Source organism: Sulfitobacter sp. 1A12779 (genome assembly GCF_043557315.1).
Lineage (GTDB): Bacteria > Pseudomonadota > Alphaproteobacteria > Rhodobacterales > Rhodobacteraceae > Sulfitobacter > Sulfitobacter faviae.
The window spans coordinates 14,361-37,329 of record NZ_JBIFFU010000008.1 but is presented as its reverse complement, the minus strand read 5'-3'; the positions used below and the strand labels follow the sequence as shown (position 1 = coordinate 37,329).

27 protein-coding genes and 1 pseudogene are annotated in these 22,969 nt (G+C 58.5%); 8 read left to right on the top strand and 20 right to left on the bottom strand.

Going from position 1 to position 22,969, the window contains the following annotated elements; genetic code table 11:
- Nucleotides 1-181: 181 nt before the first annotated feature.
- The 6 genes from ACGYLQ_RS10975 to ACGYLQ_RS10950 form a co-directional block, all read right to left on the bottom strand.
- Nucleotides 182-1,144, bottom strand: coding sequence for an ATP-binding protein (locus ACGYLQ_RS10975; protein ID WP_394442937.1), 963 nt, complete (start codon nucleotides 1,142-1,144; stop codon nucleotides 182-184).
- The gene (locus tag ACGYLQ_RS10970) at nucleotides 1,141-3,123 is read right to left on the bottom strand and encodes a hypothetical protein (protein ID WP_394442935.1); all 1,983 of its coding nucleotides are present in this window, start codon (nucleotides 3,121-3,123) and stop codon (nucleotides 1,141-1,143) included. The genes ACGYLQ_RS10975 and ACGYLQ_RS10970 overlap by 4 nt, the downstream gene beginning before the upstream one ends.
- The gene (locus ACGYLQ_RS10965; protein ID WP_394442933.1) at nucleotides 3,086-3,355 is read right to left on the bottom strand and encodes a hypothetical protein; all 270 of its coding nucleotides are present in this window, start codon (nucleotides 3,353-3,355) and stop codon (nucleotides 3,086-3,088) included. Before ACGYLQ_RS10965 ends, ACGYLQ_RS10970 begins: the two co-directional genes overlap by 38 nt.
- Nucleotides 3,352-4,131, bottom strand: coding sequence for a hypothetical protein (locus ACGYLQ_RS10960; RefSeq protein WP_394407990.1), 780 nt, complete (start codon nucleotides 4,129-4,131; stop codon nucleotides 3,352-3,354). The genes ACGYLQ_RS10965 and ACGYLQ_RS10960 overlap by 4 nt, the downstream gene beginning before the upstream one ends.
- Entirely contained in the window at nucleotides 4,128-4,283 is a 156-nt protein-coding gene (locus ACGYLQ_RS10955; RefSeq protein ID WP_394407993.1) for a hypothetical protein, read from the bottom strand. Before ACGYLQ_RS10955 ends, ACGYLQ_RS10960 begins: the two co-directional genes overlap by 4 nt.
- A gap of 702 nt (nucleotides 4,284-4,985) precedes the next feature.
- Nucleotides 4,986-5,528: a transposase gene (locus tag ACGYLQ_RS10950; protein WP_394407996.1), complete on the bottom strand. Its 543-nt coding sequence runs from the start codon at nucleotides 5,526-5,528 to the stop codon at nucleotides 4,986-4,988.
- Between the two features lie 208 nt (nucleotides 5,529-5,736).
- On the opposite strand from ACGYLQ_RS10950, the gene ACGYLQ_RS10945 reads away from it, so the two are divergent.
- The 6 genes and pseudogenes from ACGYLQ_RS10945 to ACGYLQ_RS10920 all read left to right on the top strand — a co-directional run bounded on the left by ACGYLQ_RS10945 (nucleotide 5,737) and on the right by ACGYLQ_RS10920 (nucleotide 9,594).
- The gene (locus tag ACGYLQ_RS10945; RefSeq protein WP_394407999.1) at nucleotides 5,737-5,904 is read left to right on the top strand and encodes a hypothetical protein; all 168 of its coding nucleotides are present in this window, start codon (nucleotides 5,737-5,739) and stop codon (nucleotides 5,902-5,904) included.
- Nucleotides 5,905-5,954: 50 nt separating this feature from the next.
- Nucleotides 5,955-6,140: pseudogene (locus ACGYLQ_RS10940) on the top strand (transposase); the annotation flags it as partial.
- Between the two features lie 143 nt (nucleotides 6,141-6,283).
- Nucleotides 6,284-7,171 carry a tyrosine-type recombinase/integrase gene (locus ACGYLQ_RS10935; protein ID WP_394408002.1) on the top strand — a complete coding sequence of 296 codons (888 nt, stop codon included), beginning with the start codon at nucleotides 6,284-6,286 and terminating at the stop codon, nucleotides 7,169-7,171.
- A 12-nt stretch (nucleotides 7,172-7,183) separates the two neighbouring features.
- Complete coding sequence (locus ACGYLQ_RS10930) at nucleotides 7,184-8,383, top strand: IS91 family transposase (RefSeq protein WP_394409441.1); 1,200 nt, start codon at nucleotides 7,184-7,186, stop codon at nucleotides 8,381-8,383.
- 239 nt (nucleotides 8,384-8,622) lie between these two features.
- On the top strand, nucleotides 8,623-9,156 hold the full coding sequence (locus ACGYLQ_RS10925; RefSeq protein ID WP_394442931.1) for an alpha/beta hydrolase family protein: 534 nt from the start codon (nucleotides 8,623-8,625) through the stop codon (nucleotides 9,154-9,156).
- A gap of 72 nt (nucleotides 9,157-9,228) precedes the next feature.
- Nucleotides 9,229-9,594 (top strand): hypothetical protein, encoded by a 366-nt coding sequence (locus tag ACGYLQ_RS10920; protein ID WP_394442929.1) that lies wholly within the window; start codon nucleotides 9,229-9,231, stop codon nucleotides 9,592-9,594.
- Between the two features lie 195 nt (nucleotides 9,595-9,789).
- Here the strand turns inward: ACGYLQ_RS10920 and ACGYLQ_RS10915 are convergent, their stop codons facing one another.
- The 9 genes from ACGYLQ_RS10915 to ACGYLQ_RS10875 all read right to left on the bottom strand — a co-directional run bounded on the left by ACGYLQ_RS10915 (nucleotide 9,790) and on the right by ACGYLQ_RS10875 (nucleotide 17,647).
- Nucleotides 9,790-10,215 carry a c-type cytochrome gene (locus ACGYLQ_RS10915; protein ID WP_394408011.1) on the bottom strand — a complete coding sequence of 142 codons (426 nt, stop codon included), beginning with the start codon at nucleotides 10,213-10,215 and terminating at the stop codon, nucleotides 9,790-9,792.
- The gene (locus ACGYLQ_RS10910; RefSeq protein ID WP_394408014.1) at nucleotides 10,212-11,510 is read right to left on the bottom strand and encodes a multicopper oxidase family protein; all 1,299 of its coding nucleotides are present in this window, start codon (nucleotides 11,508-11,510) and stop codon (nucleotides 10,212-10,214) included. Before ACGYLQ_RS10910 ends, ACGYLQ_RS10915 begins: the two co-directional genes overlap by 4 nt.
- Nucleotides 11,511-11,685: 175 nt before the next feature.
- Nucleotides 11,686-12,135, bottom strand: a complete 450-nt coding sequence (locus tag ACGYLQ_RS10905; RefSeq protein WP_394408017.1) for an ion channel — start codon at nucleotides 12,133-12,135, stop codon at nucleotides 11,686-11,688.
- A 41-nt stretch (nucleotides 12,136-12,176) separates the two neighbouring features.
- On the bottom strand, nucleotides 12,177-12,749 hold the full coding sequence (locus ACGYLQ_RS10900) for a helix-turn-helix transcriptional regulator (protein ID WP_394442927.1): 573 nt from the start codon (nucleotides 12,747-12,749) through the stop codon (nucleotides 12,177-12,179).
- A gap of 68 nt (nucleotides 12,750-12,817) precedes the next feature.
- Nucleotides 12,818-13,552 carry a copper-binding protein gene (locus ACGYLQ_RS10895; protein WP_394408023.1) on the bottom strand — a complete coding sequence of 245 codons (735 nt, stop codon included), beginning with the start codon at nucleotides 13,550-13,552 and terminating at the stop codon, nucleotides 12,818-12,820.
- Between the two features lie 46 nt (nucleotides 13,553-13,598).
- Entirely contained in the window at nucleotides 13,599-14,957 is a 1,359-nt protein-coding gene (locus ACGYLQ_RS10890; RefSeq protein WP_394408026.1) for a multicopper oxidase family protein, read from the bottom strand.
- Nucleotides 14,958-14,974: 17 nt separating this feature from the next.
- Nucleotides 14,975-16,438, bottom strand: a complete 1,464-nt coding sequence (locus tag ACGYLQ_RS10885; RefSeq protein ID WP_394442925.1) for a TolC family protein — start codon at nucleotides 16,436-16,438, stop codon at nucleotides 14,975-14,977.
- Nucleotides 16,438-16,731, bottom strand: a complete 294-nt coding sequence (locus ACGYLQ_RS10880) for a hypothetical protein (protein WP_136720347.1) — start codon at nucleotides 16,729-16,731, stop codon at nucleotides 16,438-16,440. Before ACGYLQ_RS10880 ends, ACGYLQ_RS10885 begins: the two co-directional genes overlap by 1 nt.
- Before the next feature lie 643 nt (nucleotides 16,732-17,374).
- A complete protein-coding gene (locus tag ACGYLQ_RS10875; RefSeq protein WP_394387319.1) occupies nucleotides 17,375-17,647 on the bottom strand; it encodes a metal-sensitive transcriptional regulator in 273 nt (90 codons plus the stop codon).
- Between the two features lie 98 nt (nucleotides 17,648-17,745).
- Between ACGYLQ_RS10875 and ACGYLQ_RS10870 the strand changes: the two genes are divergently transcribed.
- Nucleotides 17,746-18,264, top strand: a complete 519-nt coding sequence (locus ACGYLQ_RS10870) for a DUF305 domain-containing protein (RefSeq protein WP_394408036.1) — start codon at nucleotides 17,746-17,748, stop codon at nucleotides 18,262-18,264.
- Between the two features lie 100 nt (nucleotides 18,265-18,364).
- Nucleotides 18,365-19,069 (top strand): MauE/DoxX family redox-associated membrane protein, encoded by a 705-nt coding sequence (locus ACGYLQ_RS10865; protein WP_394442923.1) that lies wholly within the window; start codon nucleotides 18,365-18,367, stop codon nucleotides 19,067-19,069.
- A 277-nt stretch (nucleotides 19,070-19,346) separates the two neighbouring features.
- Here ACGYLQ_RS10865 and ACGYLQ_RS10860 read toward each other — a convergent pair whose 3' ends face one another.
- Genes ACGYLQ_RS10860 through ACGYLQ_RS10840 form a run of 5 tightly spaced genes read right to left on the bottom strand, consistent with a single transcriptional unit; the run spans nucleotide 19,347 to nucleotide 22,916 of the window.
- Nucleotides 19,347-19,928, bottom strand: a complete 582-nt coding sequence (locus tag ACGYLQ_RS10860; protein WP_394413406.1) for a hemerythrin domain-containing protein — start codon at nucleotides 19,926-19,928, stop codon at nucleotides 19,347-19,349.
- Nucleotides 19,929-19,983: 55 nt separating this feature from the next.
- On the bottom strand, nucleotides 19,984-20,961 hold the full coding sequence (locus tag ACGYLQ_RS10855; RefSeq protein ID WP_394408045.1) for a pirin family protein: 978 nt from the start codon (nucleotides 20,959-20,961) through the stop codon (nucleotides 19,984-19,986).
- A gap of 13 nt (nucleotides 20,962-20,974) precedes the next feature.
- On the bottom strand, nucleotides 20,975-21,274 hold the full coding sequence (locus ACGYLQ_RS10850; RefSeq protein WP_394442921.1) for a GNAT family N-acetyltransferase: 300 nt from the start codon (nucleotides 21,272-21,274) through the stop codon (nucleotides 20,975-20,977).
- Between the two features lie 11 nt (nucleotides 21,275-21,285).
- A complete protein-coding gene (locus ACGYLQ_RS10845; protein ID WP_394408051.1) occupies nucleotides 21,286-21,990 on the bottom strand; it encodes an alpha/beta hydrolase in 705 nt (234 codons plus the stop codon).
- Nucleotides 21,987-22,916 carry a ring-cleaving dioxygenase gene (locus ACGYLQ_RS10840; protein WP_394442919.1) on the bottom strand — a complete coding sequence of 310 codons (930 nt, stop codon included), beginning with the start codon at nucleotides 22,914-22,916 and terminating at the stop codon, nucleotides 21,987-21,989. Before ACGYLQ_RS10840 ends, ACGYLQ_RS10845 begins: the two co-directional genes overlap by 4 nt.
- Nucleotides 22,917-22,969: the final 53 nt, after the last annotated feature.

The following is a 22,969-nucleotide window of genomic DNA, read 5'->3' as shown; positions in this document are numbered from 1 at the left end:
AATTTCTTACGAAAAACCAACCAAAACAAAACAAAATCTTATGATTTCAATGCTTTAATTTCGAAACTTTGAAACCCCTCCCTAGAATTTCGAAATTACGCAGTTTTCGACATACCCAATGCAAAAAAACCGCGATGAATTCATCGCGGGTTCCATAACTGTCGGTCTCGGAAAAACCGATCTATGACGGAAAAAGTATATGCGCCTTGATCCGGTAAGGGTTCTCTACCAGAAACACATTCGCGCCATCTGCAGCGCCGGTCCACCGACGAAAAGTATCCGCGAGATCAGCATTGGAAAGCTCACCTTTGCCGGACGCTTTTGCATAAGCTAGGGACTGGATCACCAATTCGATGAGCCGCCCCCAGCGTCTCGCTGTTGCATGGATCATCCGGTTATAGACCTCTTCGTTCCGAAGAGTGGATACGTCGATTTCTGCCACCTCGGCGAAAGCACAGAGGATCGCATCAACCTCTTCCAAGCTCTCAGAATTGTAGGCAATATCCTCGTACGAAATCGGTTCAAGCAGTGCCACCAACTCATCAGAACCATTGAGAAACTCAAGGAGCGTCGGCACGCCAGACAGGATCAGAAGCACCGGCCAATCCGCGCGCTTCATCAAGTCTTTGAGACCTGCCAAGATCGTTTTGATCTGTTCCGATTTTTTTTCGTAGAACAGATGCTGAGCCTCGTCGACATGAACCACAAAGACCCCTTTGCGCATCAATTGGCTCTCGGTGCGCCGCCAGATCAAATCAGCGCTGCGATGATCGAGATCGGAAAAGTACCCTGTTGCCTTCAAGAGAGCAGACCCAAGATGTTTCCACGACGTCGTGGCCCGAAGCGACACACGGACACTCTTGCGCTCAAAGCCACCGCCCAATTCTGACGGATCATCCGAGAACGACTTAAGAAGTTCTTTGAGGTCATGTGTTTTGCCGGACCGCGTGCCGGCAGTCAGGACCAACCCACGCCCCTCGAAATGAACGTCAGCCATCCGAGAAGACACGAATTGCGCCAGAACACTGTTGAACCCAGCTTCCAGCCCAGCATAGCGCGGCAAGACATAGTTGTGTTTCTTGAACTGAGTCAGGTAGGTGGTGAAGGTTTCAGCATGAGCTTGCGGGTCGATAAGAGCGTTCATTTCAGTCCCCCTTTCCCCTTAGCTACGCCGGTAAACGTCTTCGGCGCCTTCGATTTTTCAGGTGTCTTAGGCAGCGTCTCTTCGATGATTTCGGCATCTTCAATATCAGCGCCGGGGACGAAGATGCCCTCCCCTTCATCGCCCCCAAGATAGACATCCATTGGTGCGGCCGCTTTGCTCCCTTCATCTGGCGCAAGGATCGTCAAATCGCCGCCGGCCAATTCATCACAGAGCCACTGTGCCTCATCCAAGGTGATGACCTTGTGCTCTTTTCCGTAGAAATCGAGGAGTTTTTCCATCTCGGCATCAATGCGCTTGTAAAAACGGTACAGAGCCATGGCCGAAATCTCTTTGCTGACCGCGTCAGACGCACGCCATTCCTCGAGAAAATGCACCCACTCCTGCAAAGTGAAGTCGCGGAATTGGGACAGCGATGCCCGCAAATGGAAAATCTCGCCCTTGTCAGCCTTAACAGTGACTTCCTCGATAGCGTGCGGGTCCACGTACACCGTGACCTCAGCCCCAATATTGTCCAAAGCCCATTTCCGGAAATTCTCGTCGCCCTGAAAGGGCATACGGAATGCCTCGATACCCATCTTTGTCACAACGCGGCACACCTTCAGGCCGAGGGCGCGCCGGACCTTGCGACGGGACAGTTGCGGCAGACAACCATAGTATTCGACAGTCTGATCAAAGAGCTGCTTTTGCTGGATACCCCAGCCGCCTTTTCGCTGTGTCTTTTTGAAGGGAAGACAATCGGTGAAATACCACCAGATGTATTTCTCAAGCTGTGCGATCGTAAGAGCGGTCATCTCCTTCCCATCATAATCGGCCTCAGCCCCAGGACCGTTCCCACTATGGCCATGAAGAGACCGAACGATATCGATGCTAAGAGTCGCGAAGAAACGTTCGATAAAAGCTTTGTCCGTCGGAGATTTCGTACGACCGAACCGGAACATTGCTCCGAGAGAGAGAATTGCCGTCGGAACGTGCTGGTTCCAAAGTCCGGAGCCCGTATCCATCACGATCTGAAACGGACGAATTGCTGGCGGAGGAGCATGCTGACACCCGGCTTCGCGTGCCAGCTTTGTCTTGTCAGAAACCAGGCGACGGATCAGCTCCAGCGTATCGTTGGCATTCTGAGAGCGCGCAATATTAAACGCGAGCGGCGTGCCCGTCGCAACATCGTAAGCGACAAGGATCCACACTTTGCCAACAGTCTCATTTTCAGCTTCTTTGCGAAGCTGTTTCATCGTGCGTTCGCCCACAACATGATGAAGGCCGGTTTTCTCCAGGAACACCCAAAGCGGAAGCTCGCATTCATCGATCTGGATGACTTCGCCAACCATGCGCGCAATTGTTTCCCCGATGCCCGAGCGCATATTCCGGATCATCTCTGCACGCCCCTTCCGCGTCGCCATGACCGCAGTCTTCGGCATCGCCTTGACGATCTTACGGTATTTTGTCTCCGAAACCTTGATATCAACATGGCCAGGGTCGGTTTTTGCCCGTCGCGCGTTTTCCTCCAGAAGCCGACCTTCGAGCAAAGTATAGCCGCGCTTCACTGTCTTCTCACGACCCTCGCAATAGTCCGCCGCGCTCTCGTCGATGAGCTTATTAACCCAGTCAGGAAACTCCTTCTCGGGGCGCCCTGCGCGACAATGATTGGTTGAGAAATCACTCGGGTCGAAAAACTCGGACTGATAGTCCTTGAACTGATGTGCAAGCTTCTTACCTGCCGGCAAATCAAACGAAATCGTCGACTTGGACTTGCGCTGCGTCTGACCAATCAGCTGACGAAAGCGTTTTTTTACTTTCCCTTCAATAGCCTCATGATGATCGTTGATCCAAGCCTCCGTCACTTTGTTGAGTCCATTGCTCTGATACTCTTGCAGAACCAACATGGCGCAAAGTTCGAAGAGGACTTTGAGCTGTTCCTCATCATCGAGATCGATAAAATCCGGCCCGGTTTTCGGCAAAGCGGTAGACCCATAGAGACTTCAATGGCGGCAGATCGATCTCGAAATCGACAGCGTTCAGCTTCGACGTCAGATCTTCAACCGGCATGAAGAAATCGAGGTGGTCGTTTGCATCGGCCGTTGTCGGCCGCATGACCGCCATATCATCGAGGATTGCAATAATGCGCGAGCTTTTGTTGCCCTCGGTCACAACGGTCCCCACAGGGAACTTGGGCGGGTTATGTTTCGTCATTGTTCAGGTCTCCAAATGAGGGAAGGATAATCGATCACGGCATCGCGCTCTGTCCCAACCATTCCTGCGCCGATCATGCGCAAAATGGCTTGCCAAGCGTCACTCTTTGCGAGCCGCGATTTTTCGATGAGAGAGGAAATACGCAGTGGCGATGCCTCCGCGTTGATCAGTTCACAGATGCGCCGGTCAGCCTCTGCATTCGGCATCTCATGGCACATAAGGATGCGACGATTGTTGTCACGGTAGTTGCGGGAAAAAGACACATCCGAGATTACGACGATACGATGGCAGAGATTTTCTGGCGTATTGGCAACGATCTCGGAGATCGTCGGAACACTCGAGCTCGAACGCAAAGATTGTTGCGCTTTAACGTAGGCGAGATAGACCTTGCCATCTTCAAGCGTGATCCGGACGTCAAAGGTATGCGAGCGCCGAGACTTCTTCCCCGTCTTCGACGGCAAGGGAATGGTCAGAGGCTGACACTCGACCCCCACAACGTTCGGCTGCAACAAAGCATCAATTTTGAATGCCTCTTCGATCTCAGAATCATTCAAGACCAAAGACGGTTGCATGCTGTTCATGCGGGTACGGATGGTCATACCCGATTTATAAGAACGATTGCTGCGGGACAAAGGATTGCGCCGCTGGCCCCAGCCAATCACCCCATCGATGTCACCGATCGTAATCCGAGGCTTACGTTTTGCCGCTTCCTTCCGCGCTTTCGTCCTATGTGTCGTTTTACGCGCTGTCTCGCGAACGTCTTCGAGAAGTGTCATTTCTTCCACCCCATCGAATGTTCAAGCGATTTGGACAGCGACACGAACAGTCGCTCGACATAGGCTTTATCCACGGGACCAGTCGGCAGCTTCATGAGTGTCGTCTCGGCGACAGACTTCGTGAAGGCGGTCGAAAATTCAGTTTCGGGCATAGCTTCTCCGTTTGCGCCAAAACGGGCGCATTGTTGGTGTCAGGGTATTGGGATAGTCAGCTTGCAAGCCGACCAGGCTATCGCAGGTGATCTTCTAAATGAGCTTGGTCTGGATCTGGGCGATGGGCTGAAACCGTTGAACGAAGGCGCTAAAGCGGCTATCTTTGTTCTGTGAAAGGTTGGGCGTCAGTCCGACCAGAGGAGAGATCAGTCGCGCCAACGACGTCTCTCCTTTTTTTATTCCAAGCAGATATTTCTTCTCCCTTCTTTGATGATTCCATTTCGGCGCAGAGGCATCTCACAGCTCAAGCAAAGAGTCGAATCTTTCTTTCATTACAGTGACTTAAAAGATAAACCTTTACGTTTCTCGCAAGCAGTCAGATGTCAAAATCGCTCTCTTCAATAGTGATTTCTTGCTCCTCATAGTTTTCGCAATGTCGCTTCACCTTCCTACCTAGGCGCAAGTTTCTGCCTTGGAAGACAAAAACATCTCAATATTATGCACTTAGGTCAGGTTGAGGGGCTATATTTATTCACTTAACTCGGGTTAAGGGACGATTTTGTGGAAATTGGTGTTCAAAACCGGAAACACTCAGGTTGTTCAATCAAGAGGCAACACAGACCGTTTTCGCAGACCCTGGGCCAGCGAATTCAATCAACGCATTGGCTTTCGCAACTGAAGCAATCGACAAAAATGCTGAACTACTCGATGTCGCCGAACCCGTGGTATTCTAAAAGCTCATCAAGGCGGTTCTCGATATAATGAGTTTCGTCCATTTCATTTATGCAGACGAGTCCTCCCCAGAAGCCACCCAAAGGCTTCTTGAGCTCCTCAAACATTTCAATCCGAAGTGACCTTGCTGGACGATAAGACAGGTCAACTATCTTCTGAAATCTCTCAATTGTTTGAATATGGTGCTTTCCAGCCGCCGTGGTTTCAATAATGAACTCTGCACCTAAGAAACAGGAACGAAGTGAAACGCGCCTACCGCGGAGACGGGATACAGATCGCGCAGAAAAATGATGGTCACAGCCGGAGCATTGGATCAAATTTCGCGTCTCTAAGAACCAAACACGACGCACGCCACATTTCGGACAGGTACAGCCCTCTGGCCATGTATTAAGAGAAAACCAATCTTCGCAGTCTTTCTCAGTCGGAAACTCGGCAGACACACGTTGCGACGGCAGACCCGAACTCAGTGTCCGCCAATGAGCAAGGTCAATCTCGTCTTCAAGCCGTAACATCTATAGGTCCGTGAGTATTCGCTTCTAATGTGAAAAGAGCTATCACGTTGGAAAGCTGCAACAACACAGTTTTTCGCATTCCCTCTGGTGGAAACGTCTAGCCTGCCATCTGGAAAATCTGCTGCCCTGTGGTTTTGCGAAAGAGACAGGAGGCGCATCACCGGACTACACGACCAAATGCGACCTGCTGGTAGAGGAGGGCTTGGTCTTGCTGGTCGAGAACAAGGGTGTGCGGGTGTTGACGGAGGCCGGCCGACCGCTGGGCATCGCCCTGACCAAAGCACCCATCCGTCGGGCCGGGATCGAGGATGGCGTGCTCGTCGTCGAAACACGAACCCATCGCGGCCGGTTCAGTGGTAATCCCCCCGCAAATTAGTGGTGTTCAAAAGTAGAATTTTCTCGGCAAGATATTTGAGGAGATTTACGATGAAGAATGGACGATACAGCGACGCACAGATCATGGCGATCCTGAAGCATGCGGAGGGCGGTGTTCCGGTTTCTGAACTGTGCCGCGAGCACGGAATGAGCAGTGCGAGTTTCTACAAATGGCGGGCAAAGTTTGGCGGCATGGATGCGTCTTTGATGTCTGAAATGAAGGATATGGCGGAAGAGGCTCTCGGCCCAAGGACTAAACCGCTCCGCGGCAATGGCGCTTGCGGCTGATGGATTGCGTCCTCCGTAACAGCCCGCATTTTGCGATCTGACTGACTTGTCTGACGATTGGGGCCTTCTCAATCAACCGACAGGAGGTTCCCATGACAGAGGAGATAGTAACCCCGCTGCGCCAGCGGATGATCGAAGACATGCGCATCCGTGGGATGGGCGAGAAGGCGCAGAAGTCCCACATCCGGGCGATCAAGGACTTCGCGGCCTTTCTTGGGCGGCCACCCGACACGGCGACACCGGAAAATCTCCGCGCGTATCAGCTGCATATGACAGACAGCGTGGTGACCCCGTCGACGTTCAACGTGCGGATCGTCGCGCTGCGGTTCTTCTTCAGCATGACCTGCGGGCGCGAGGAGATGAAGCGCTACATGCAAATCCGCACCGAACCGCGCAAGCTGCCCGTGGTTTTCAGCGTCGAGGAGGTGTCCTACATCCTGATGGCAGCACCCGGACCGGGGCTGAAGTATCGGGCCGCGCTCAGCATCTCTTACGGCGCAGGACTTCGGGCGTCCGAGGTCTGCAACCTAAAGATCAGCGATATCGACAGCGACCCGATGCTGATCCATGTCGAGTTGGGCAAGGGTCAGAAGGACCGGAAGGTGATGCTGTCACCCGGCTTGCTGGATTTGCTAAGGGCCTGGTGGCGCGAGGCACGTCCCGAAGGCTGGCTGTTTCCCGGCAAGCCGAAGATCAACCCGATTTCGCCGTGTCAGTTGAGCCGCGCTTTCACCTCAGCCAAGCATATGCCAGGGGTCAAGAAGCCGGCGACATTGCACACGTTTCGACACAGTTTTGCCACCCACCTTTTGGAGGCAAACACCGACGTGCGGGTTATTCAGGTGCTGCTCGGCCAAGCCAAGCTGACGACCACTGCGCGATACACTCATGAGGCCACCAAGACGATCCGCGACACTGTCAGCCCCTACGAGATGCTGGCCAAATTGCAGGATCAGACGGTGAAGCGAAGTCTGGAGTGACCGGACGCCGGGGTGCCCCGGACCGAACTGGAGATTGCTGATATCTTCCGCGCCCATGGTCCTGCGTGGCGGCTGGCCAATGCGGGGCATGTCAGCCTCTCCCAGTTAAAAGTGATGTCGGCTATCGAGGCCTGCCGGACTGAGGCTCTTGGCGGGCATGTGGCTGGCTGTGCCACATGCGGCCACCATCACATCGCTTATAACTCCTGTAAGAACCGGCACTGCCCGAAGTGCCAGGGACCGGCCGCGCGCGACTGGATGGAGGCACGGGCCGAAGATCTGCTGCCCGTGGAATATTTCCACGTCGTCTTCACCCTGCCAGCTGAGATCGCGCAGATCGCCTATTGGAACAAGAAGGCGATCTATGGCTTGCTGTTCAAGGCGTCGGCCAAGACCGTCATGACCATCGCGGCCGACCGCAAGCGCATGGGCGTGCGAGTGGGCATGACCAGCGTGCTGCACACATGGGGATCGGCACTGACCCATCATCCGCATATCCATATGATCGTCCCCGGCGGCGGCCTGTCGCCGGACAGCACCAAATGGGTCGCCAGCAAGCCTTGGTTCTTCTTGCATGTGCGCGTGCTGTCGCGCCTGTTCCGCCGCCTCTTTCTGGACGGGCTCGTGGCGCTGCACCAAGCCGGAGACCTGGCTTTCTATGGGGACTTGGAGCGGCTGGCGCTGACGGACGCCTTCACCACCTGGCTCACCCCTTTCCTTAAATCCGAATGGGTGGTCTATTCCAAGCCGCCCTTTGGCGGCCTAGAGGCCATGCTTGCCTACCTGAGCCGCTATACTCACCGCGTCGCCATCTCAAACCACCGCTTGGTCAGCGCTGATGCCGACACCGTCGCCTTCCGTTGGAAAGACTACCGCCTCAAAAATGGGGACCGCCAGAAGATCATGCGCTTAGCCACGCCTGAGTTCATCCGACGCTTTTTGATCCACGTCCTTCCTGACGGGTTCCACCGGATCCGCCACTACGGCCTGCTGGCCAGCAGCGCTCGCAAAGCTAATCTCACAAAGATCCGCAAACTGCTCTGCGTCCAACCACCAGATCAGGCAGATGTCCAAGACGCTGAGCCAGACGTCACCCCGCTCACGCTGCGTGAACCATGCCCATGCTGCGGGGGACCCATGCGCATCATCGAAATTTTTCGTCGCGGGCAGAAACCGATGTCACGCGCGCCACCACGGGAGCAGGCCGCATGACCGGCCTGTCACAGATCATCAACCCACGCTGGCTGCTCCGTGCAGAACCGGACCGAGCCACCTGCGCCGATCAGGTATCAGCAGGTTCCCAAACCACAAATCCACCCAGGACATCGGTGGCATCCAGCAGCAAGATCTGGCACGTCAAGGTCAGCTCCCTGGGCAGAGCGGTCATTGCCCTTTTGCAGTAAGCCCATGATAAAGTACATGGTCTTTTGGCCCGCACGGGGAGTTCCGGAATGAAATTTGGTCTGTCGTTGGCTCTGATCCTGGTCGCAGTGCCTTCTCTTGCTCAAACCGTTCCGGGACTTGCCCATCTCCGGGACACATCCGACGACGCGCGTCCTCTGTCCATGTCGATCTGGTATCCGTCTGAGGAAAAAGCATCGGGCACTGTCGGTGGAAATCCTGTGTTCGAGGGGCTTGCAGCAGGACCTGATGCGGAGTTCACGCAAAGCCCGCTTCCGCTGGTGGTCATATCACATGGCGGCCTGCGATCCGCGACTGACTCAGGTGCCTGGCTCAGTTCCTCCATCGCACGGGCAGGCTTTGTTGTGGTCGAAGTCAATGCGCCGCGCCCGGACAACGCCGAAGCTGCTGTGAACGAAATCTGGCAAAGACCCCAGTATATAAGCCGCGCGATTGACTTGGTGCTGGCCAACTCGACTTGGGGGCTGCGAATTGATGAAACCACGGTGTCAGTCGCGGGATTTGCACTTGGCGCGACCGCGGCCCTGTCTGTCGTCGGAGCGGAGCTGGATGTCGCCAGCTAACTTCACTCTTGCGCGCCGGACAGAGAGCAGCCCGGACCGGATTGCGGATGGTTTGCGGCCCAAGGGGTGGACATGTCGGCCACCAACCTGGACGGCCTGGCCGGTATGGCGCGAGACCCCCGCGTGACTTCGGTGATTGCCATAAACCCGGAATACTCGGAAGACCTGGGTTCAGTGCCGGCGGATGTTCGGGCGCTATCGATTTCCCTCGGCCGGCTCGCGCACACATCGGCTGATGGTCAGCCGGCTCCGTCCTTTGTCATGCCCCAAGCGACGGCATCCGATGCTTTCGCCGTTTGCACGGTCGCCGGACCGAAGATCCTGATGGAGGAAGAAGGTGATGCATCGATCTGTGGTGGATCTTCGGACGCACGCCGGGCGATCCACCAGGACGTCTCTAACGCAGTCATATCCTTCCTGAATGGCGGCCCTGAATAAGCTGAGGCGGACCCTCAGACCGGCCCATAGCTGACCTTAGATCAAGTTTCAGCGAATGACTGAAACGCCCTCTATCGCCCGGTGCCGAGGCTTAGACGAATGTTCGCATTTTCTGTTCATTTAGGTGGCACATCTTAGCCCCTACGGCTTATCGGTGTCAGTTTGGGGGCCGAGCCCCAGCAAAGCTGCCGGCTCTCAATGTGGTCGATTTCGGCTGGCCTGAGCAGCCTTTGAGCGCGGTGGCCAGGTCGACCTGATATAGGCAAGTATGGTCCAAATTTCTTCGTCAGAGATTACCTCACCGAAGGCGGGCATGCCGCTGTTGAAACCCTTCACCCCCCGGGCCGCCAGCGCAACCTCGCCCCCGAGTTTGGTGTAGTCGAACAGCAGCGTATTATCATGGTGCCAAGTATGTCCCGTTGCATCATGCGGCGGCGCGGGCAGCACACCATCTTCGTCTGGGGTTCGCCAATCGGGCTGTCCTTCGAGGTCTGCACCATGACAGGCGGCGCAGCGCTCGGCGTAGAGCGAGCGCCCCGCGACGAGATTGCGGCCTTCGAGTTCGTGATCGGCCTGCGCTGCCGATGCGGCCGCACAGAAAATCAAAGCAGCCCGTTTCATGCAACTTCTACCCATGTGCGCATCCCTCCGATCGAGTGGCTCAACATATGACAATGGATCAACCAGCGCCCCGGATTGTCGAAGACGCAGAGAACATCGCGGCTTTCGCCAGCAACGACCAAGGTTGTATCCCGGAGATCGCCGAGGCTGCCGTCAGGGGCCACCTCATAGAAGTGATGTCCATGCAAATGAATGCCGTGCGGGAATGCGGTATCATTAACCAAGGTGATCCGCACCGTTTCGCCGCGTTCGATGGCGGCAAAGGGGTCCTGTTGCAGGTCCGAGACATCGTTGAAGGACCAGACATTGGCACCGCCGTGCCGACCGCCCATGGCACCGCCCATCATGGTCAGCGTCAGGTGCTGGGAGGGGGCGCCCGGTGCCGGGAGGTCCGGTGCCGCCAAGGTCGGCAGAGGCCCCGATTGCCTATCCGTATTCTCACCAGAGATGGACAATTCGGCGAGACGGTAAGGCTCCTGCCGCGTGGGCATGTCAAAGGTGACCGGGCCGGTGACATCGACGATCAGATCGGCCCGCTGGGCCGGCGCCAGAACGAGGTCAGAGGCCGCGCGGGGTTGGCTGAGTGCCATGCCATCCAAGGCGACGACCGAACCAGAGACACCAGAGATGCTCAGGGGGAAAATACGATTGGTCGCCGCATTGATCAGCCGCAGGCGGATGCGATCACCTTGCCGCACTTCGCTTCGCGAGAGGAAGCCGCGGGCAAAATTGCCCATATAGCCCGCATGGGCAACGCTATGCATGTCGGTGAATTCATCAACAAGGCTGCCATCTTCGTCGATGATCCAATCGGACAAGATCAGGGTGATGTCGTGATCCAGATCGAGGGGGGCGTCGTCTTCGACGATCAGCGGCCCCATCAAGCCGCGCGCCACCTGCTCTTGCGAGATATAATGCGAATGATACCAATAGGTCCCCGCGTCGGGCGGCACGAAGCTGTAGGTCTTGCTGTCACCGGGGTTGATCAGGTCTTGCGTCAGCACCGGAACGCCGTCCATCCGGTTTTCCAGCCGGATGCCGTGCCAGTGAACGGCGGTGCCCTCTTGCAGGGAATTCTTGACCTCAATCGATGCCCGCGCACCCCGTTTAAGCCTGATCTCAGGCCCCGGCATTGAGCCGTTGAACCCCAGCATTGCGGTGGTGCCTTCGCCTTCGGGAAGGATCTGCTGGCTTACTGTTTCGGCCTTCAACTTCAATGGCGTGACGCCAGCAAAGCTTGGAAGGGGCAGAACCGCAGCGGCGGAAACACTGGCGAGGAATTGTCTTCTGTTCATGTCATGCCTTATCGGGATGAATTGCGATTGATGCTGCCACGGGGCACAGGGCGCGCTGATGTCCGAGGCGTGTTGGTATGTCCTGCAGGGGCCAATTCCAACTGTCGATGACGGGTTGGAGGTGGACCGCCTATGCGCTCTCTATCGGGAAAGAGAATATGTCGAACCACTTGGGTCATCCCTTCTCTGACAAGGGGGCGCGTCCCGCCATGACCTGCAGCACGAAGCTTCCTGACGCCGTAATCATGAGAAAGCCGTGAAATGCCTCTATCCCGGTGATGAAGCGCAGGTGCCCCACGGGGGTCAAATCGCCGCGCCCCAAGGTGGTGAAGTTGACCAGCGAGAAATAGAAATAATCCATCATCGTGGTGGGCTTGCCCGCCGGGCCGGATCCGTTCAGCGCGCCGATTTGCAAACCCTGCTCGGCCCAGAGGAAGAACAGCGTATAGATGAAAGCCTCGATGACATGCGCGAGTGTGATTGCGCCGACGGCCAAGCCAAGGTTCTGGCCATGCGCAGCACTTTTGCGCTGCGCGATGGTATCGGAAACCCGTTTGAGCACGAGATAGTGGATCGCCGTGCAGATGCTGACGACCAGAACGGATAGAAGCATTGCTTGGACCATGACGGGGCAACCTGCTTTGTGGGGGGCTTTTCCTCAAGCGATTACGCCGGGGCGGCGTTTGATCTGGTTGCAGGGCCTATCGCTGAGCCCTTCACAGTTGCAGCTTGCAGGGCCTCCGCAGGCATCAATGCGTCATCCATCAAATCCTCAATGAAGGTGCTGAGCAACTGGGTGCGCCCGGTGACGGCAGCCTTGCGATAAATCGCGTTTGTCTGCGCTTTGATCGTTCCTTCAGAGGTGCCGCGCAGTTCCGCAATGTCGCGGGTGCTCAGGCCTTTGACCAGAAAGACGGCGACATCCCGCTCTGCGGGCGTCAGACGCCAGTCGGTGAAATGCTGCGTCATCACCATCGAAAACTCCGAGGTGCATCGGCGCATCTTCTCTTCGGCGAGCCGCGCACGTTGCAGACTTGTCCTGAGGGCGATCCAGCCAAGCGCCACGCCGAGGTTCAACCCGATGGCCAAGATCGTTTGCTGATACTCATGGCTCTGCCAGATCAGAAACTCAGATTCCATTCCCATAGCGTCCAACAAGAAGCAGACGGTAAAGAAGATCGCCACAATGGCCTGTAGTGTTGCAATGGCCCAAAGGGCAATGGTTCCATGCGTTTTCATAGCTCGAAGTGCCTTATATTTGTGGAAAGCACAGGGCCGGCCCGGTCAGCCGGCCCTGCGATTGGCGCTTACTTCATCTCAGTCACAGTCAATTTGCCTTTGACACGGTCCGCCACGAATTCGATGTCTTGGCCTTCTTTCATTTTAGCAATCAGCGCTTCATCGGCTTTGAACACCATAGTCATCGACGGCATATCGAGGTTTTCGAGTGGGCCGTGGATGATGGTGACCTTATTGCCCTTAGCGTCGACCTTCTTGATCTTCCCGGTCGAGTAGACGGCAGGTGCCTCGGGAGCCTCATTAGACTGAGCGACGGTGATCGGACCGTGCATGCCGGATTCGTAGTGGCCGGGGATCAGGCAGGCGAACTCGAAGCTGCCTTCATTGGCGAAGGTCCAGATCACCTCGCCCTCCATGCCGGGATCAAGGCGAACGGAGTTCGGGTCATCATGCTCCATGTCCATCTTGGCCATCGCTTCTTTGTGCTCAGCATTGCCATCCATCGTGTCGATGACGAACTCATGCTCGATCTCGCCTTTATTGGTGACAGCAAAGCGGATGGTATCGCCTTTTTTGATGTCGAACTCGGCGGGTTCAAAGATCATCTCGCCGTCGTCGGTTTCGCGCATGGTCACCTCGATGGTGCGGTCAACCGCCTCGGCCTTGCCGGGCATGCCTGCGGCCATTTCCTTGTGCATATCGCCGTGGCCGTCATCGCCGTGACTGCCGCCGTGGGTGCCCGCGGCAAAGGCCGGAGCCGTGATGAGAAGGTTGAGGGCGGTCGAGAGAAGAAGTTTGTTCATTGTTTTTCCTGTATGTTTTTAGAGGTGATTATGGTCCAAAGGCCGCTTAGCCCTTGGAGATTGGTTTTGGCGTAATCTGGGTTTCCGGGCTGAGGTTCTGCGCGAAGTCTGGCAGCTCGCCTGTCCATTCATACGCTTCGGTGCCCGGCGGGTTTTCATACCAGCCGGGATCTTCGTAGTCGTCCGCGTCGATGCCTTCGCGCACCTTCACGACCGAAAACATGCCGCCCATTTCAAGGGGTCCATGCGGCCCCCAGCCGGCCATCATCGGCACGGTGTTGTCGGGCAGCGGCATCGACATTTCGCCCATATCCGCCATGCCCGCCGTGCCCATGGGCATGAACTCAGGCTGCACGCGGCGGACCTGACGTGTCATGTTGGAACTGTTGGTGCCGATTAGCGTGGGCACGTCGTGACCCATAGCGTTCATCGTGTGGTGCGACTTGTGACAGTGGATCGCCCAGTCGCCCAGATGCTCGGCCACGAACTCATAGGCGCGCATGGCGCCGACGGGAATGTCGATGGAGACCTCGGGCCACTGCGCCGATTCCGGCACCCAGCCGCCATCCGTGCAGGTGACCTTGAAGTCATAGCCATGCATGTGGATCGGGTGGTTGGTCATCGTGAGATTGCCGACGCGCACGCGAACCTTGTCGCCATGGTTGACGACCAGGGGGTCAATGTCCGGGAAGATGCGGCTGTTCCATGTCCAGAGGTTAAAATCCGTCATCGTCATGATTTTCGGGATGTAGCTGCCCGGATCGATGTCGAAAGCGTTCAGCATAATCAGGAAATCCCGATCAACGCGCATGAAATCGGGGTCTTTGGGATGGACCACGAACATGCCCATCATGCCCATCGCCATCTGCACCATCTCATCCCCATGCGGGTGATACATGAAGGTGCCGGATTTGGTCAGGTCGAACTCGTAGATAAATGTCTTGCCCGGCGGGATGCCCGGATGGCTCAGCCCGCCGACACCGTCCATGCCCGAGGGCAGGATCAGCCCGTGCCAATGCACCGTCGTATGTTCCGGCAGGCGGTTGGTAACATAGATGCGCACCCGGTCGCCCTCGACGGCTTCGATGGTCGGACCGGTGGACTGACCGTTGTAGCCCCAGAGGCGCGCGACCATACCATCAGCAAGTTCACGCTCGACCGGCTCGGCAACGAGGTGAAATTCCTTCACGCCATTGTTCATCCGGTGCGGCAGGGTCCAGCCGTTGAGCGTGACCACGGGGTTATAGTCCGGCCCACTGGTGGGACGGGTCGGCGCTTGGGTGAGGGCCGAATCCATCTCGGCGGCCTCGGGCAGGCCCATATTCATGGTCTGGCCCCATGCTTTGGAGGACACGAGCGTTGCACCCGCAGCGCCGGCCCCCAGCAGTTGACGTCTGTTAATCATCTGGTTGCTTCCTTGTCTCAATGTCCTGCGCCGCCACTGGCGGCGATCTGTGTCTCTCCGCCGGCACCGCCGCCGCCGCTGCCACCGCCGTAGATCGCGGCGGTCAGACCGGCAGAGGCCAGCCAGAACTCACGCTTGGCATTGGCTGCCTCAAGCTGGCTTCCGATCTTTTCGCGGGCATCGTTCAACAGATCGAAGGTGCTGGTGATCATGCCGTTGTTGCTGAGCAGAGCCTCTTCATCGATGGTGCGGCGCAAAGGCAGCACCACGTCTGAGTAGTGCCGTGCGATCTGGTGGCTTGAGCGGTAGGCCGTGGCCGCCGCCCGGGCTTCGGAGCGGACGTTCACCGCCCGTTCGGCCAGCACATTGGCGGCTTGAAGATAGCTAAGCTCGGCCTTGCGCATTCGCGCCTTGCCGCTGTCGAAAATTGGGATGACGAACTCGAACTCGACCTGAGGTGAGATACTGGTCTCGACTTCCCCGTCCTCTTCCTCACGCTCGATCTCGGCACCAGCGATGACTTCGAGGCCGGTCAGGGTGCGGGTGGCATCGGTCAGACCATAGGCCTTGGCCGTTGCTGCCAACCCCAGCCGGGCGACTTCCAAATCAACACGATTGGCGAGCGCCAGCCGTTCGATGCCCTTGTGGCTGCTGACCGTATTGGGCACGCGGGGCAGAGCATCGGGCACATAATAGGCCACGTCCTGCCCCCAGAGCCCCATGAGCCGGGTCAGCTGTTCCTTAGCCAATTGCGCATCCAGCCGCGCCTGCGCCAGCTGTCCGGCCATCTCGGCATTGAACGCCTGCTCGCGGGCCTGTGCGGCCTTGTTGAGCGCGCCGGTCTTGCCCAGCTGCTGCGCCAGTTCCGCCGCCGCATCGGTGGTGACGGCAGCACGTTTAAGGTAGCCCACCGCCTCAAAGGCGGCGACCGCGTTGATCCATGCCTCGCGCGTTTCATTGGCCAGTGCCAGCGTGTCGCTCACCGCCTGCATCTGCGCGTGCTGGAATTCCGCCTCGGCAGCGGCGATGCGCTGTTTGCGGGTGCGAGCGTCCAGCAGGTTCACGGCGATCATGCTTTCCAAGGCACGGTAAAGCCCGACCTCGGGCGCGCCGATGCCCAGCAAGCCGATGGAGACGACGGGGTTTTCTGGCGTGGACTGCTGCCATGCTTCGGCCGCCGAGAGGCCGATCTGCGCATAGGACGCCTGAAGCCCCTTGTTGTTCAAAAGCGCGACCTGCACAGCGGTTTCGGCACTGATCGTTTTACCCTGCACCATGGCGCGGACCTGTTTGGAGGCCGCGACGGTCTCGGCCTGCGACTGCGCCCAGACGGTGCGCTTGCCGATGGCCTTGGAGGTGCGTGCCTCCACGGTGGCAAAGCCAGCATCACGGGCCGAGAAACTCACCGGCAGGTCCGTTGCCGTGCAGGCGCCCAAGATCAGTGGTGTAATGACGGCGGCGGTTTTCAATTTCCAACGCATCAGTGGTTCATCCCCTGCATATCCATCCCTTGCATAGGTGCCTGTTCAGCGTTCAACCGTCGCCAATCGAGCGGCTCCACCACGCCGCGACGCCGGTAGCCTGCAAAGGGTTGCTCTTCGGCGGTCGTGGCACTGCCGCGCGTGCTGTTGTCGGCGGCGGTCATCGCGGCGACTTCGGGCAGAGGCGTGGGCTGCTGCACATAGGCGGCAGTGACGTCTGGAAATGGGGGGAGCGTCGTGGCGCAAGCCCCAAGGGTCAGGGACATCGCCCCTGCAATCAGTGGTAATTTCATTGGTTTTTTGCCTGAGAATAAGGTGATCTTACCCGCAGCCAGACGCCGCGGATGCAAAGGCCGTTAGTCGGCCGGGATCAACTCAGGCTCGAGGCGGACGCAATTGACCAGCGGGTTGGCCAGAGGCGACAGAATGGGACACGCTGGTGTATTCAACGGATCGCGCAGCCGTCATTTTCGCGTCCTGCGAGGTGGTCAGCGCCGCCGTCAGGCAGATACCACCACAGCAAGGCTCGCCTTCGAAACTGTCTGGTGTTTCTGTCTGGTCCAGCATGGCCGCTGCGCCCTGATGCAGTTCGGACGCTGCGGCCATCTGGTGGCCCGCGTGATGCGCTGCCTGCGCGCTCTCATGCATCCCGCTTTGTGCGTGAATCGAAGAGGGCGGGAGCAGCAACAGACCACAGGCCAAAACCACGCCGAGAAGGACGCGACAAAGGTTGGATATGTTTGCCAGAGCACGCATAGGTGTTATCAGTGTCGTAAGTCGCAGAGCCTGTCAACGCGTCCAGCGCTGGAAGGATTGCGGTTTTCTGGCGGAAAACGGCCTAAAGTGCGGGGCAGCGGATTGACGTTCTGACCCAAAGTGGAGGCCAGAGGCGCTGGCTCCGGTGCCAGAGCGCGATGGGCATTCGGTCCGAAACGCCTACTTCGACGCCTTCTGCAAAAGGCCGATCAACTCGTCAAATTTGGCGCGTTGTTCTTTCGGGTCGCCGCTGGCAATCGCAGCCTCGACGCAATGCTGGGCGTGGTTCTCCAACACAAGCTTTTCGACCCCCAGAACGGCGGATCGGATGGCCGCAGTCTGTGCTAAGATGTCCATGCAGTAGCGGTCGGCCTCAACCATTTTCGCGATGCCGCGCACTTGTCCTTCGAGCCGTGATAGGCGGTCCAGCGTCTTTTCCTTGTTAGCCTTCATGAGGCGGCGCTCCATTTGAGATTTGTTGCCAACCGGATAATATACCCCATATGGGTATAAAACGAAGGCACACATTGGCAATTTAGGAGGACAATACAATGGATTCAAAGAATAAGCACGACGATAGAACAAGCAGCGGCTATGGTCGGTTCTTTGCGATGATCGGCACCTCGACGGTCGTGATGTATGGCCTGATGTATCTTAACACTTATGCCCTTGACCATGTCTTCTTCTCGCAGACTCGGATGTGGATGGCGCTCTATATGGGCGGGGTAATGGCAATCATCATGCTCGCCTTCATGCTCGGCATGTATTCCAATCGAAAGACGAATTTTGCGATCTTCACTGGGGCTGCCATCGCCTTTGCGGCCGGCGTCTACTTGGTCCGGTCGCAAGATACGGTAGGCGACACCGCTTGGATGAAAGCCATGATCCCTCACCATTCCATCGCGATCCTGACCAGCGAACGCGCAAACCTGTCCGATCCGCGCGTGCGCGAGTTGGCCGACGCGATCATCGAGGCACAGCGCAGCGAGATCGAAGAGATGAAGCTCTATATCGAAGACATCGAAGCGAACGGGGATGCAGCGCCTGGCACGCCCCGCACCAAACCCTAAGATAAAGGAGCATATCATGCCATGTGACACCCGCGATGTCGCAGACGTAACAGCTGACCCAGCCGCATCCGCGACAGGGAAAACCGCCGTGCTATACCGCATGGCCCTGCCAAACCACCTGTGCCCGTCAGGGCAGAAGGCGCGATGGCTTTTGGAGCGCGAAGGCTACGAGGTCGATGACCGCCTATTCCGCGCGCGGTCCGAAGTCGACGCGTTCAAGGCGCAATACGATGTTCCCACAACGCCACAAGTTTGGATCGAAGGGAGACGCATCGGCGGCTATGACGCTCTGCGCCAGGAACTTACCGACTATGAACCTGCGGCGACCACTTACAAACCGGTGATCTATCTCTTTGCCGTGGCTGCGGCGACAGCGCTTGCTCTGTCCATCGGCTTTCTCGGCGCGATCACGTGGCAGACGCTCGGTTGGTTCATTTCGGTCTCAATGATCCTACTGGGGATGCAGAAGCTGCGTGATATCGAAAGCTTCACTACGATGTTCCTCAACTACGACCTGCTGGCACGCAAATGGGTGCCATATGCCTACGTTTATCCATGGGTTGAAACCGGGGCGGGCGTATTGATGACCGGGATGTTGCTAACCTCAATTGCCGCCCCAGCCGCACTCTTCATAGCCACGGTTGGCGCAGCAAGCGTGTTCAAGGCCGTCTACATCGACAAGCGCGAGTTAAAATGCGCCTGCGTTGGCGGCAATTCGAACGTGCCTCTCGGATTTGTGAGCCTGTCCGAAAATCTAATGATGATGGGCATGGCCATCGTGATGTTGGCCAAGATGTTTACCTGAAGGTCGGGCGCAGCATCTTGCGCTTAGCACGAGTTAGCAGGGCGGAAATGGTCAACTGAAGCAAACGTGCATGGGACGAGTGCTTGACTCAGCTTTGTTCGCATAGCTGCCGTTCGCGCGTTTTGCGGCGAACGGCGGCTCTCCGCCCTTGGTGTAGATTAGGAGCCGCCGTTCGCTGCGAAACGAAGGGTCTTTTTGAATTGAAGATTGCTTGCCCCTTCCAAGTTGTCGAAAGGCTTTTCGATCTCAATAATGCAGTGATGGCCATTAGGAATAGTTAGACCGATCCGAGATAATAACCGATGGCCTCTGCCAGTTCAGTTTCCTCGTATCTGAAATGAGATCGCACGACCTCCTCCAACTTTCTGAAGGCGGTGGCGGCATGAAGGAAATTCGCATCGTTCGGATCTTCCGTCAATACGTCCGCCGCGCGGTCGAGGCGGAGGATCAACTCATGCACCACCGCGTGCTCCGCCTTCAATTTGGCGACGACCTCACGGAACTTGCCTTTACCCGCCGCCTCGATCCGAGGGAACATGTCGGTGCTCTCGATGTCGTGGTGGAACTTCAGAATTTGGCATTCGCGTCCGCAAAGCGAACCGAAGGCGCGGAAATTCTCTGCCATATCGAGCGAAAGCACGATCCGCTTGAGGTCATCGGGCGGGCTGTCCCCCGCTTCGATCCGCGCCAGAACCGCTCCGATTTGGGCCATCTCCATCAGATAGTGCCGATGAATGGCCGCCAGCTGTCGCCCCTGAGCACGGTGCCTATCCGTCGCCTCCGGCACCGGCGGCGCTGTCGGGCGGGCAGCCTCGTCGAGGCTGAGTTGATCCAGTGGCTGATTAGAAAATTCGGTCATGATAGACATGCAAGTCCTTGTTCGTGAACGTCGACCGCCGGTGCAGGAGGCAACGTCATGGGTAGAAGACGCCTCCCTGCGCCCGTTTGATCTTGGGCTTGCCCTCCGGCGCCGGGATGAAATCGGCCTCGTCCCCCGGCACCGTCGAGAACTTACCCTGCCGCCATTCCTCGCGCGCCTCTTCGATGCGCTCGCGGCGCGAGGAGACGAAATTCCACCAGATGTAGCGCGGCCCCTCCATCGGCGCGCCGCCGAAGAGCATGAAGCGCGCATGGGCGCCGGTGCCGTCATCGACGCCCGTTACGGTGACCTCGTCCCCGGGGCGGAGGACCAGTAGCTGCCCCGGCGCGAAGGTATCCCCAGCCACGTCGATCCCGCCGTGGATGGTATAGAGGGCGCGTTCCTCGGTATTCGCCACGATCGGTGCCTTCGCCCCCGGCGCAAGGGTCACGTCGACGTAAAGCGTGTCCGAGGCCGTCTTGAGCGGTGAGGCGACGCCGAAGGCTGATCCGGCGATCAGCCGGGCGGTCAGTCCCTCGACCTCAACCGTGGGCAGGTCGGTCTTGCCGTAGTGCAGGAAGGCGGGGTCGCTTTCCTCCTCCGCCTCGGGCAGCGCCATCCATGTTTGCAGGCCGAACAAGCGCTGGCCGGTCTTGCGGCGCTCGGGCGCGGTGCGCTCGGAATGGACTATTCCCCTGCCCGCCTTCATCCAGTTTACCGCGCCGGGTTCGATCGCCAGATCGGTGCCGAGGCTGTCGCGGTGATGGACCTGTCCCTCAAAGAGATAGGTCAGCGTAGCGAGGTTGATATGCGGATGCGGGCGCACGTCGATGCCCTGATCGGTCAGGAATTCCGCCGGCCCCATCTGGTCGAAGAAGATGAACGGGCCGACCATCTGGCGCTTGTCCGAAGGCAGCGCGCGGCGGACTTCCATTTCGCCGATATCGACGGCGCGCGGGACGATCAACGTCTCCACCGCATCGACGCTCTTCGCGTCCCCGGGGATTGGGTCGGGACAGGGGCTCCAGCTCATGACGTGTCTCCTTTCAGCTTTTTCGTTGCAGGACGTCCTGCCATTCGGGGTGACGGTCGATCTGTGCCTTGGCGGAGAGGCAAAGCGGCACGATCTTGCGGCCCTCGGCGCGGGCGTCCTCTACGCCGCGGCGTACCATCGCTTCGCCGACGCCGCGGCCCCGCAGGGCCTCCGGCACGCCGGTATGGTCGATGATGATCGCGCGGGCGCCGAGGCGGGAGTAGGTCATCTCGGCCTCGTAGCCGTCGACCACCGCCAGGTAGCGGCCCTTGCTGTCGCCCTCTTCGCGGGTAATCTCGATCTCGCTGTCCATGGGTGCTCTCCTTACATTTCGGTGTTCAGCTGCCTGCGCAGCCAGTCGGCCTCTTCGGCGACGATACCATGTCCGGCGCCGGGCAGGATCAGCGTCTCGACCTTGGCCCCCATGTTCTGCAGCACATCGGCGCTCTTCTGCACCCGCGCCAGCGGAATATGCGGATCGCGTTCGTGACAACCGAGCAGCACCGGCACATCGGCCAGCCGGCCCGCATAGTCGAAGGTCTTGGCCGGACGGTCGTAGAGGTCGGCCCGCGGAACGCCGCCCGCCTCGCCCGTGCCGACCAGCCCCCCGGAGAGCGCGGCCACAGCGCGGAACGGACAGGCCAGCCGCGCCGCCGCCTCCAACGCCAGACAAGCCCCCTGCGAAAAGCCGATCAGCGCCACGCGTGTTGGATCGAAACCCTGCTCAGACAGGTCATCCAGCAGCGAGGAGATGACGCTCAGCCCGCTGCCGAGCCCCGGCTCATTGGCCGTGAGCGGCGCCAGGAAACTGTCCGGCCACCAAGACTGCCCGGCCGCCTGCGGGGCCAGCACGGCGAGATCCTGCAGGGCAAAGTGTTTGGCCAGACCGAACATATCCTCCGGCGCGCCGCCGCGGCCGTGGATCATCACCAGAGCCAGCCGTGCGCGTTCCACCGGAGCACCAGCGCTGACCAGCCTTTGTCCCGCGTGCGGACCGGTGCCGCGCGTCACCGCCCCGAGGCCGCTCACGACGGGACCCGGATCTGCGGCAGCACCTGCTCGATCTGAGCGCGGTGAGGCTCAAATTTCTCGGGCAGTTTCAGCGCCTCACCCAAGTGAGCCGGGTCTTCGTCCACGGCAAATCCCGGTGGATCGGTGGCGATCTCAAACAATACGCCGCCGGACGTGCGGAAATAGATCGCGTCGAAATACTGCCGGTCGATGACCGGGGTGACCTGTTGGCCCGCGGCAGAGAGCCGCGCCCGCCATGCCAGCTGCTCTTCCTCGTTGCGCGCACGGAAGGCGACATGGTGGATAGTGCCTGCGCCTGAGCGCCCGATTGAACGAACGTCCGAGGTCATTAGGTCCACGGCCGAACCACGCTCGGGTTCGGTCGAGCGGTAGCGAATACGGGTCTCCGTCCCGCCGGTGCCGCCCGTGGCGGCGGCCTCCTCGCCCTCGCGCACGTAGCCCATTGCCTCAAGCACAGCGGCGGTGGCCGCGACCTCTTCAAGCCAAAGGGTCACGCTGTGAAACCCCTCGTCCCGCGCGCCGCCTTCGATCACCTCGACCCGCAGCCCGTCGGGGTCACGCAGCGCGATGGCGCGTTCGCCGAAGCGATCGAAAGGTCCTTCGAAGTCGATGGTGGCCTCCGCCAGTTCCCCCATGCGCCGGTCCAAGTCGGGGATCGCATAGGCCACCGCCGACGTCATGCCGGGCCCCGCGCGCCCCGGGCCTGCATCTACGAATGGAAAGAATGTCATGATCGACCCGGGCGCCGCGTCCTTATCCCCGTAGTAAAGGTGATAGGTGCCGGGATCGTCGAAGTTCACGGTGCGTTTGACCAGCCGCTGCCCGAGGGTGCGCACCCAGAAGTCAAGGTTGTCCTGCGGCGGGCCGAAGATAGCGGTGACGTGGTGCAGGCCGGGGATGGCTCGGGAAGTGCCTTGGGACATGGTGCTCTCCTTTCGATGCCAGCGGCGCGAAGCGCTTCCGGCTTATTGTGTCG

What these genes read in the sequence shown, in the direction of transcription:
- ACGYLQ_RS10975 (WP_394442937.1), bottom strand. Translation starts at nt 1,144, where the DNA reads ATGAACGCTCTTATCGACCCGCAAGCTCATGCTGAAACCTTCACCACC.
- ACGYLQ_RS10965 (WP_394442933.1), bottom strand. Translation starts at nt 3,355, where the DNA reads ATGACGAAACATAACCCGCCCAAGTTCCCTGTGGGGACCGTTGTGACC.
- ACGYLQ_RS10960 (WP_394407990.1), bottom strand. Translation starts at nt 4,131, where the DNA reads ATGACACTTCTCGAAGACGTTCGCGAGACAGCGCGTAAAACGACACAT.
- ACGYLQ_RS10955 (WP_394407993.1), bottom strand. Translation starts at nt 4,283, where the DNA reads ATGCCCGAAACTGAATTTTCGACCGCCTTCACGAAGTCTGTCGCCGAG.
- ACGYLQ_RS10950 (WP_394407996.1), bottom strand. Translation starts at nt 5,528, where the DNA reads ATGTTACGGCTTGAAGACGAGATTGACCTTGCTCATTGGCGGACACTG.
- ACGYLQ_RS10935 (WP_394408002.1), top strand. Translation starts at nt 6,284, where the DNA reads ATGACAGAGGAGATAGTAACCCCGCTGCGCCAGCGGATGATCGAAGAC.
- ACGYLQ_RS10925 (WP_394442931.1), top strand. Translation starts at nt 8,623, where the DNA reads ATGAAATTTGGTCTGTCGTTGGCTCTGATCCTGGTCGCAGTGCCTTCT.
- ACGYLQ_RS10920 (WP_394442929.1), top strand. Translation starts at nt 9,229, where the DNA reads ATGTCGGCCACCAACCTGGACGGCCTGGCCGGTATGGCGCGAGACCCC.
- ACGYLQ_RS10915 (WP_394408011.1), bottom strand. Translation starts at nt 10,215, where the DNA reads ATGAAACGGGCTGCTTTGATTTTCTGTGCGGCCGCATCGGCAGCGCAG.
- ACGYLQ_RS10910 (WP_394408014.1), bottom strand. Translation starts at nt 11,510, where the DNA reads ATGAACAGAAGACAATTCCTCGCCAGTGTTTCCGCCGCTGCGGTTCTG.
- ACGYLQ_RS10905 (WP_394408017.1), bottom strand. Translation starts at nt 12,135, where the DNA reads ATGGTCCAAGCAATGCTTCTATCCGTTCTGGTCGTCAGCATCTGCACG.
- ACGYLQ_RS10900 (WP_394442927.1), bottom strand. Translation starts at nt 12,749, where the DNA reads ATGAAAACGCATGGAACCATTGCCCTTTGGGCCATTGCAACACTACAG.
- ACGYLQ_RS10895 (WP_394408023.1), bottom strand. Translation starts at nt 13,552, where the DNA reads ATGAACAAACTTCTTCTCTCGACCGCCCTCAACCTTCTCATCACGGCT.
- ACGYLQ_RS10890 (WP_394408026.1), bottom strand. Translation starts at nt 14,957, where the DNA reads ATGATTAACAGACGTCAACTGCTGGGGGCCGGCGCTGCGGGTGCAACG.
- ACGYLQ_RS10885 (WP_394442925.1), bottom strand. Translation starts at nt 16,438, where the DNA reads ATGCGTTGGAAATTGAAAACCGCCGCCGTCATTACACCACTGATCTTG.
- ACGYLQ_RS10880 (WP_136720347.1), bottom strand. Translation starts at nt 16,731, where the DNA reads ATGAAATTACCACTGATTGCAGGGGCGATGTCCCTGACCCTTGGGGCT.
- ACGYLQ_RS10875 (WP_394387319.1), bottom strand. Translation starts at nt 17,647, where the DNA reads ATGAAGGCTAACAAGGAAAAGACGCTGGACCGCCTATCACGGCTCGAA.
- ACGYLQ_RS10870 (WP_394408036.1), top strand. Translation starts at nt 17,746, where the DNA reads ATGGATTCAAAGAATAAGCACGACGATAGAACAAGCAGCGGCTATGGT.
- ACGYLQ_RS10865 (WP_394442923.1), top strand. Translation starts at nt 18,365, where the DNA reads ATGGCCCTGCCAAACCACCTGTGCCCGTCAGGGCAGAAGGCGCGATGG.
- ACGYLQ_RS10860 (WP_394413406.1), bottom strand. Translation starts at nt 19,928, where the DNA reads ATGACCGAATTTTCTAATCAGCCACTGGATCAACTCAGCCTCGACGAG.
- ACGYLQ_RS10855 (WP_394408045.1), bottom strand. Translation starts at nt 20,961, where the DNA reads ATGAGCTGGAGCCCCTGTCCCGACCCAATCCCCGGGGACGCGAAGAGC.
- ACGYLQ_RS10850 (WP_394442921.1), bottom strand. Translation starts at nt 21,274, where the DNA reads ATGGACAGCGAGATCGAGATTACCCGCGAAGAGGGCGACAGCAAGGGC.
- ACGYLQ_RS10840 (WP_394442919.1), bottom strand. Translation starts at nt 22,916, where the DNA reads ATGTCCCAAGGCACTTCCCGAGCCATCCCCGGCCTGCACCACGTCACC.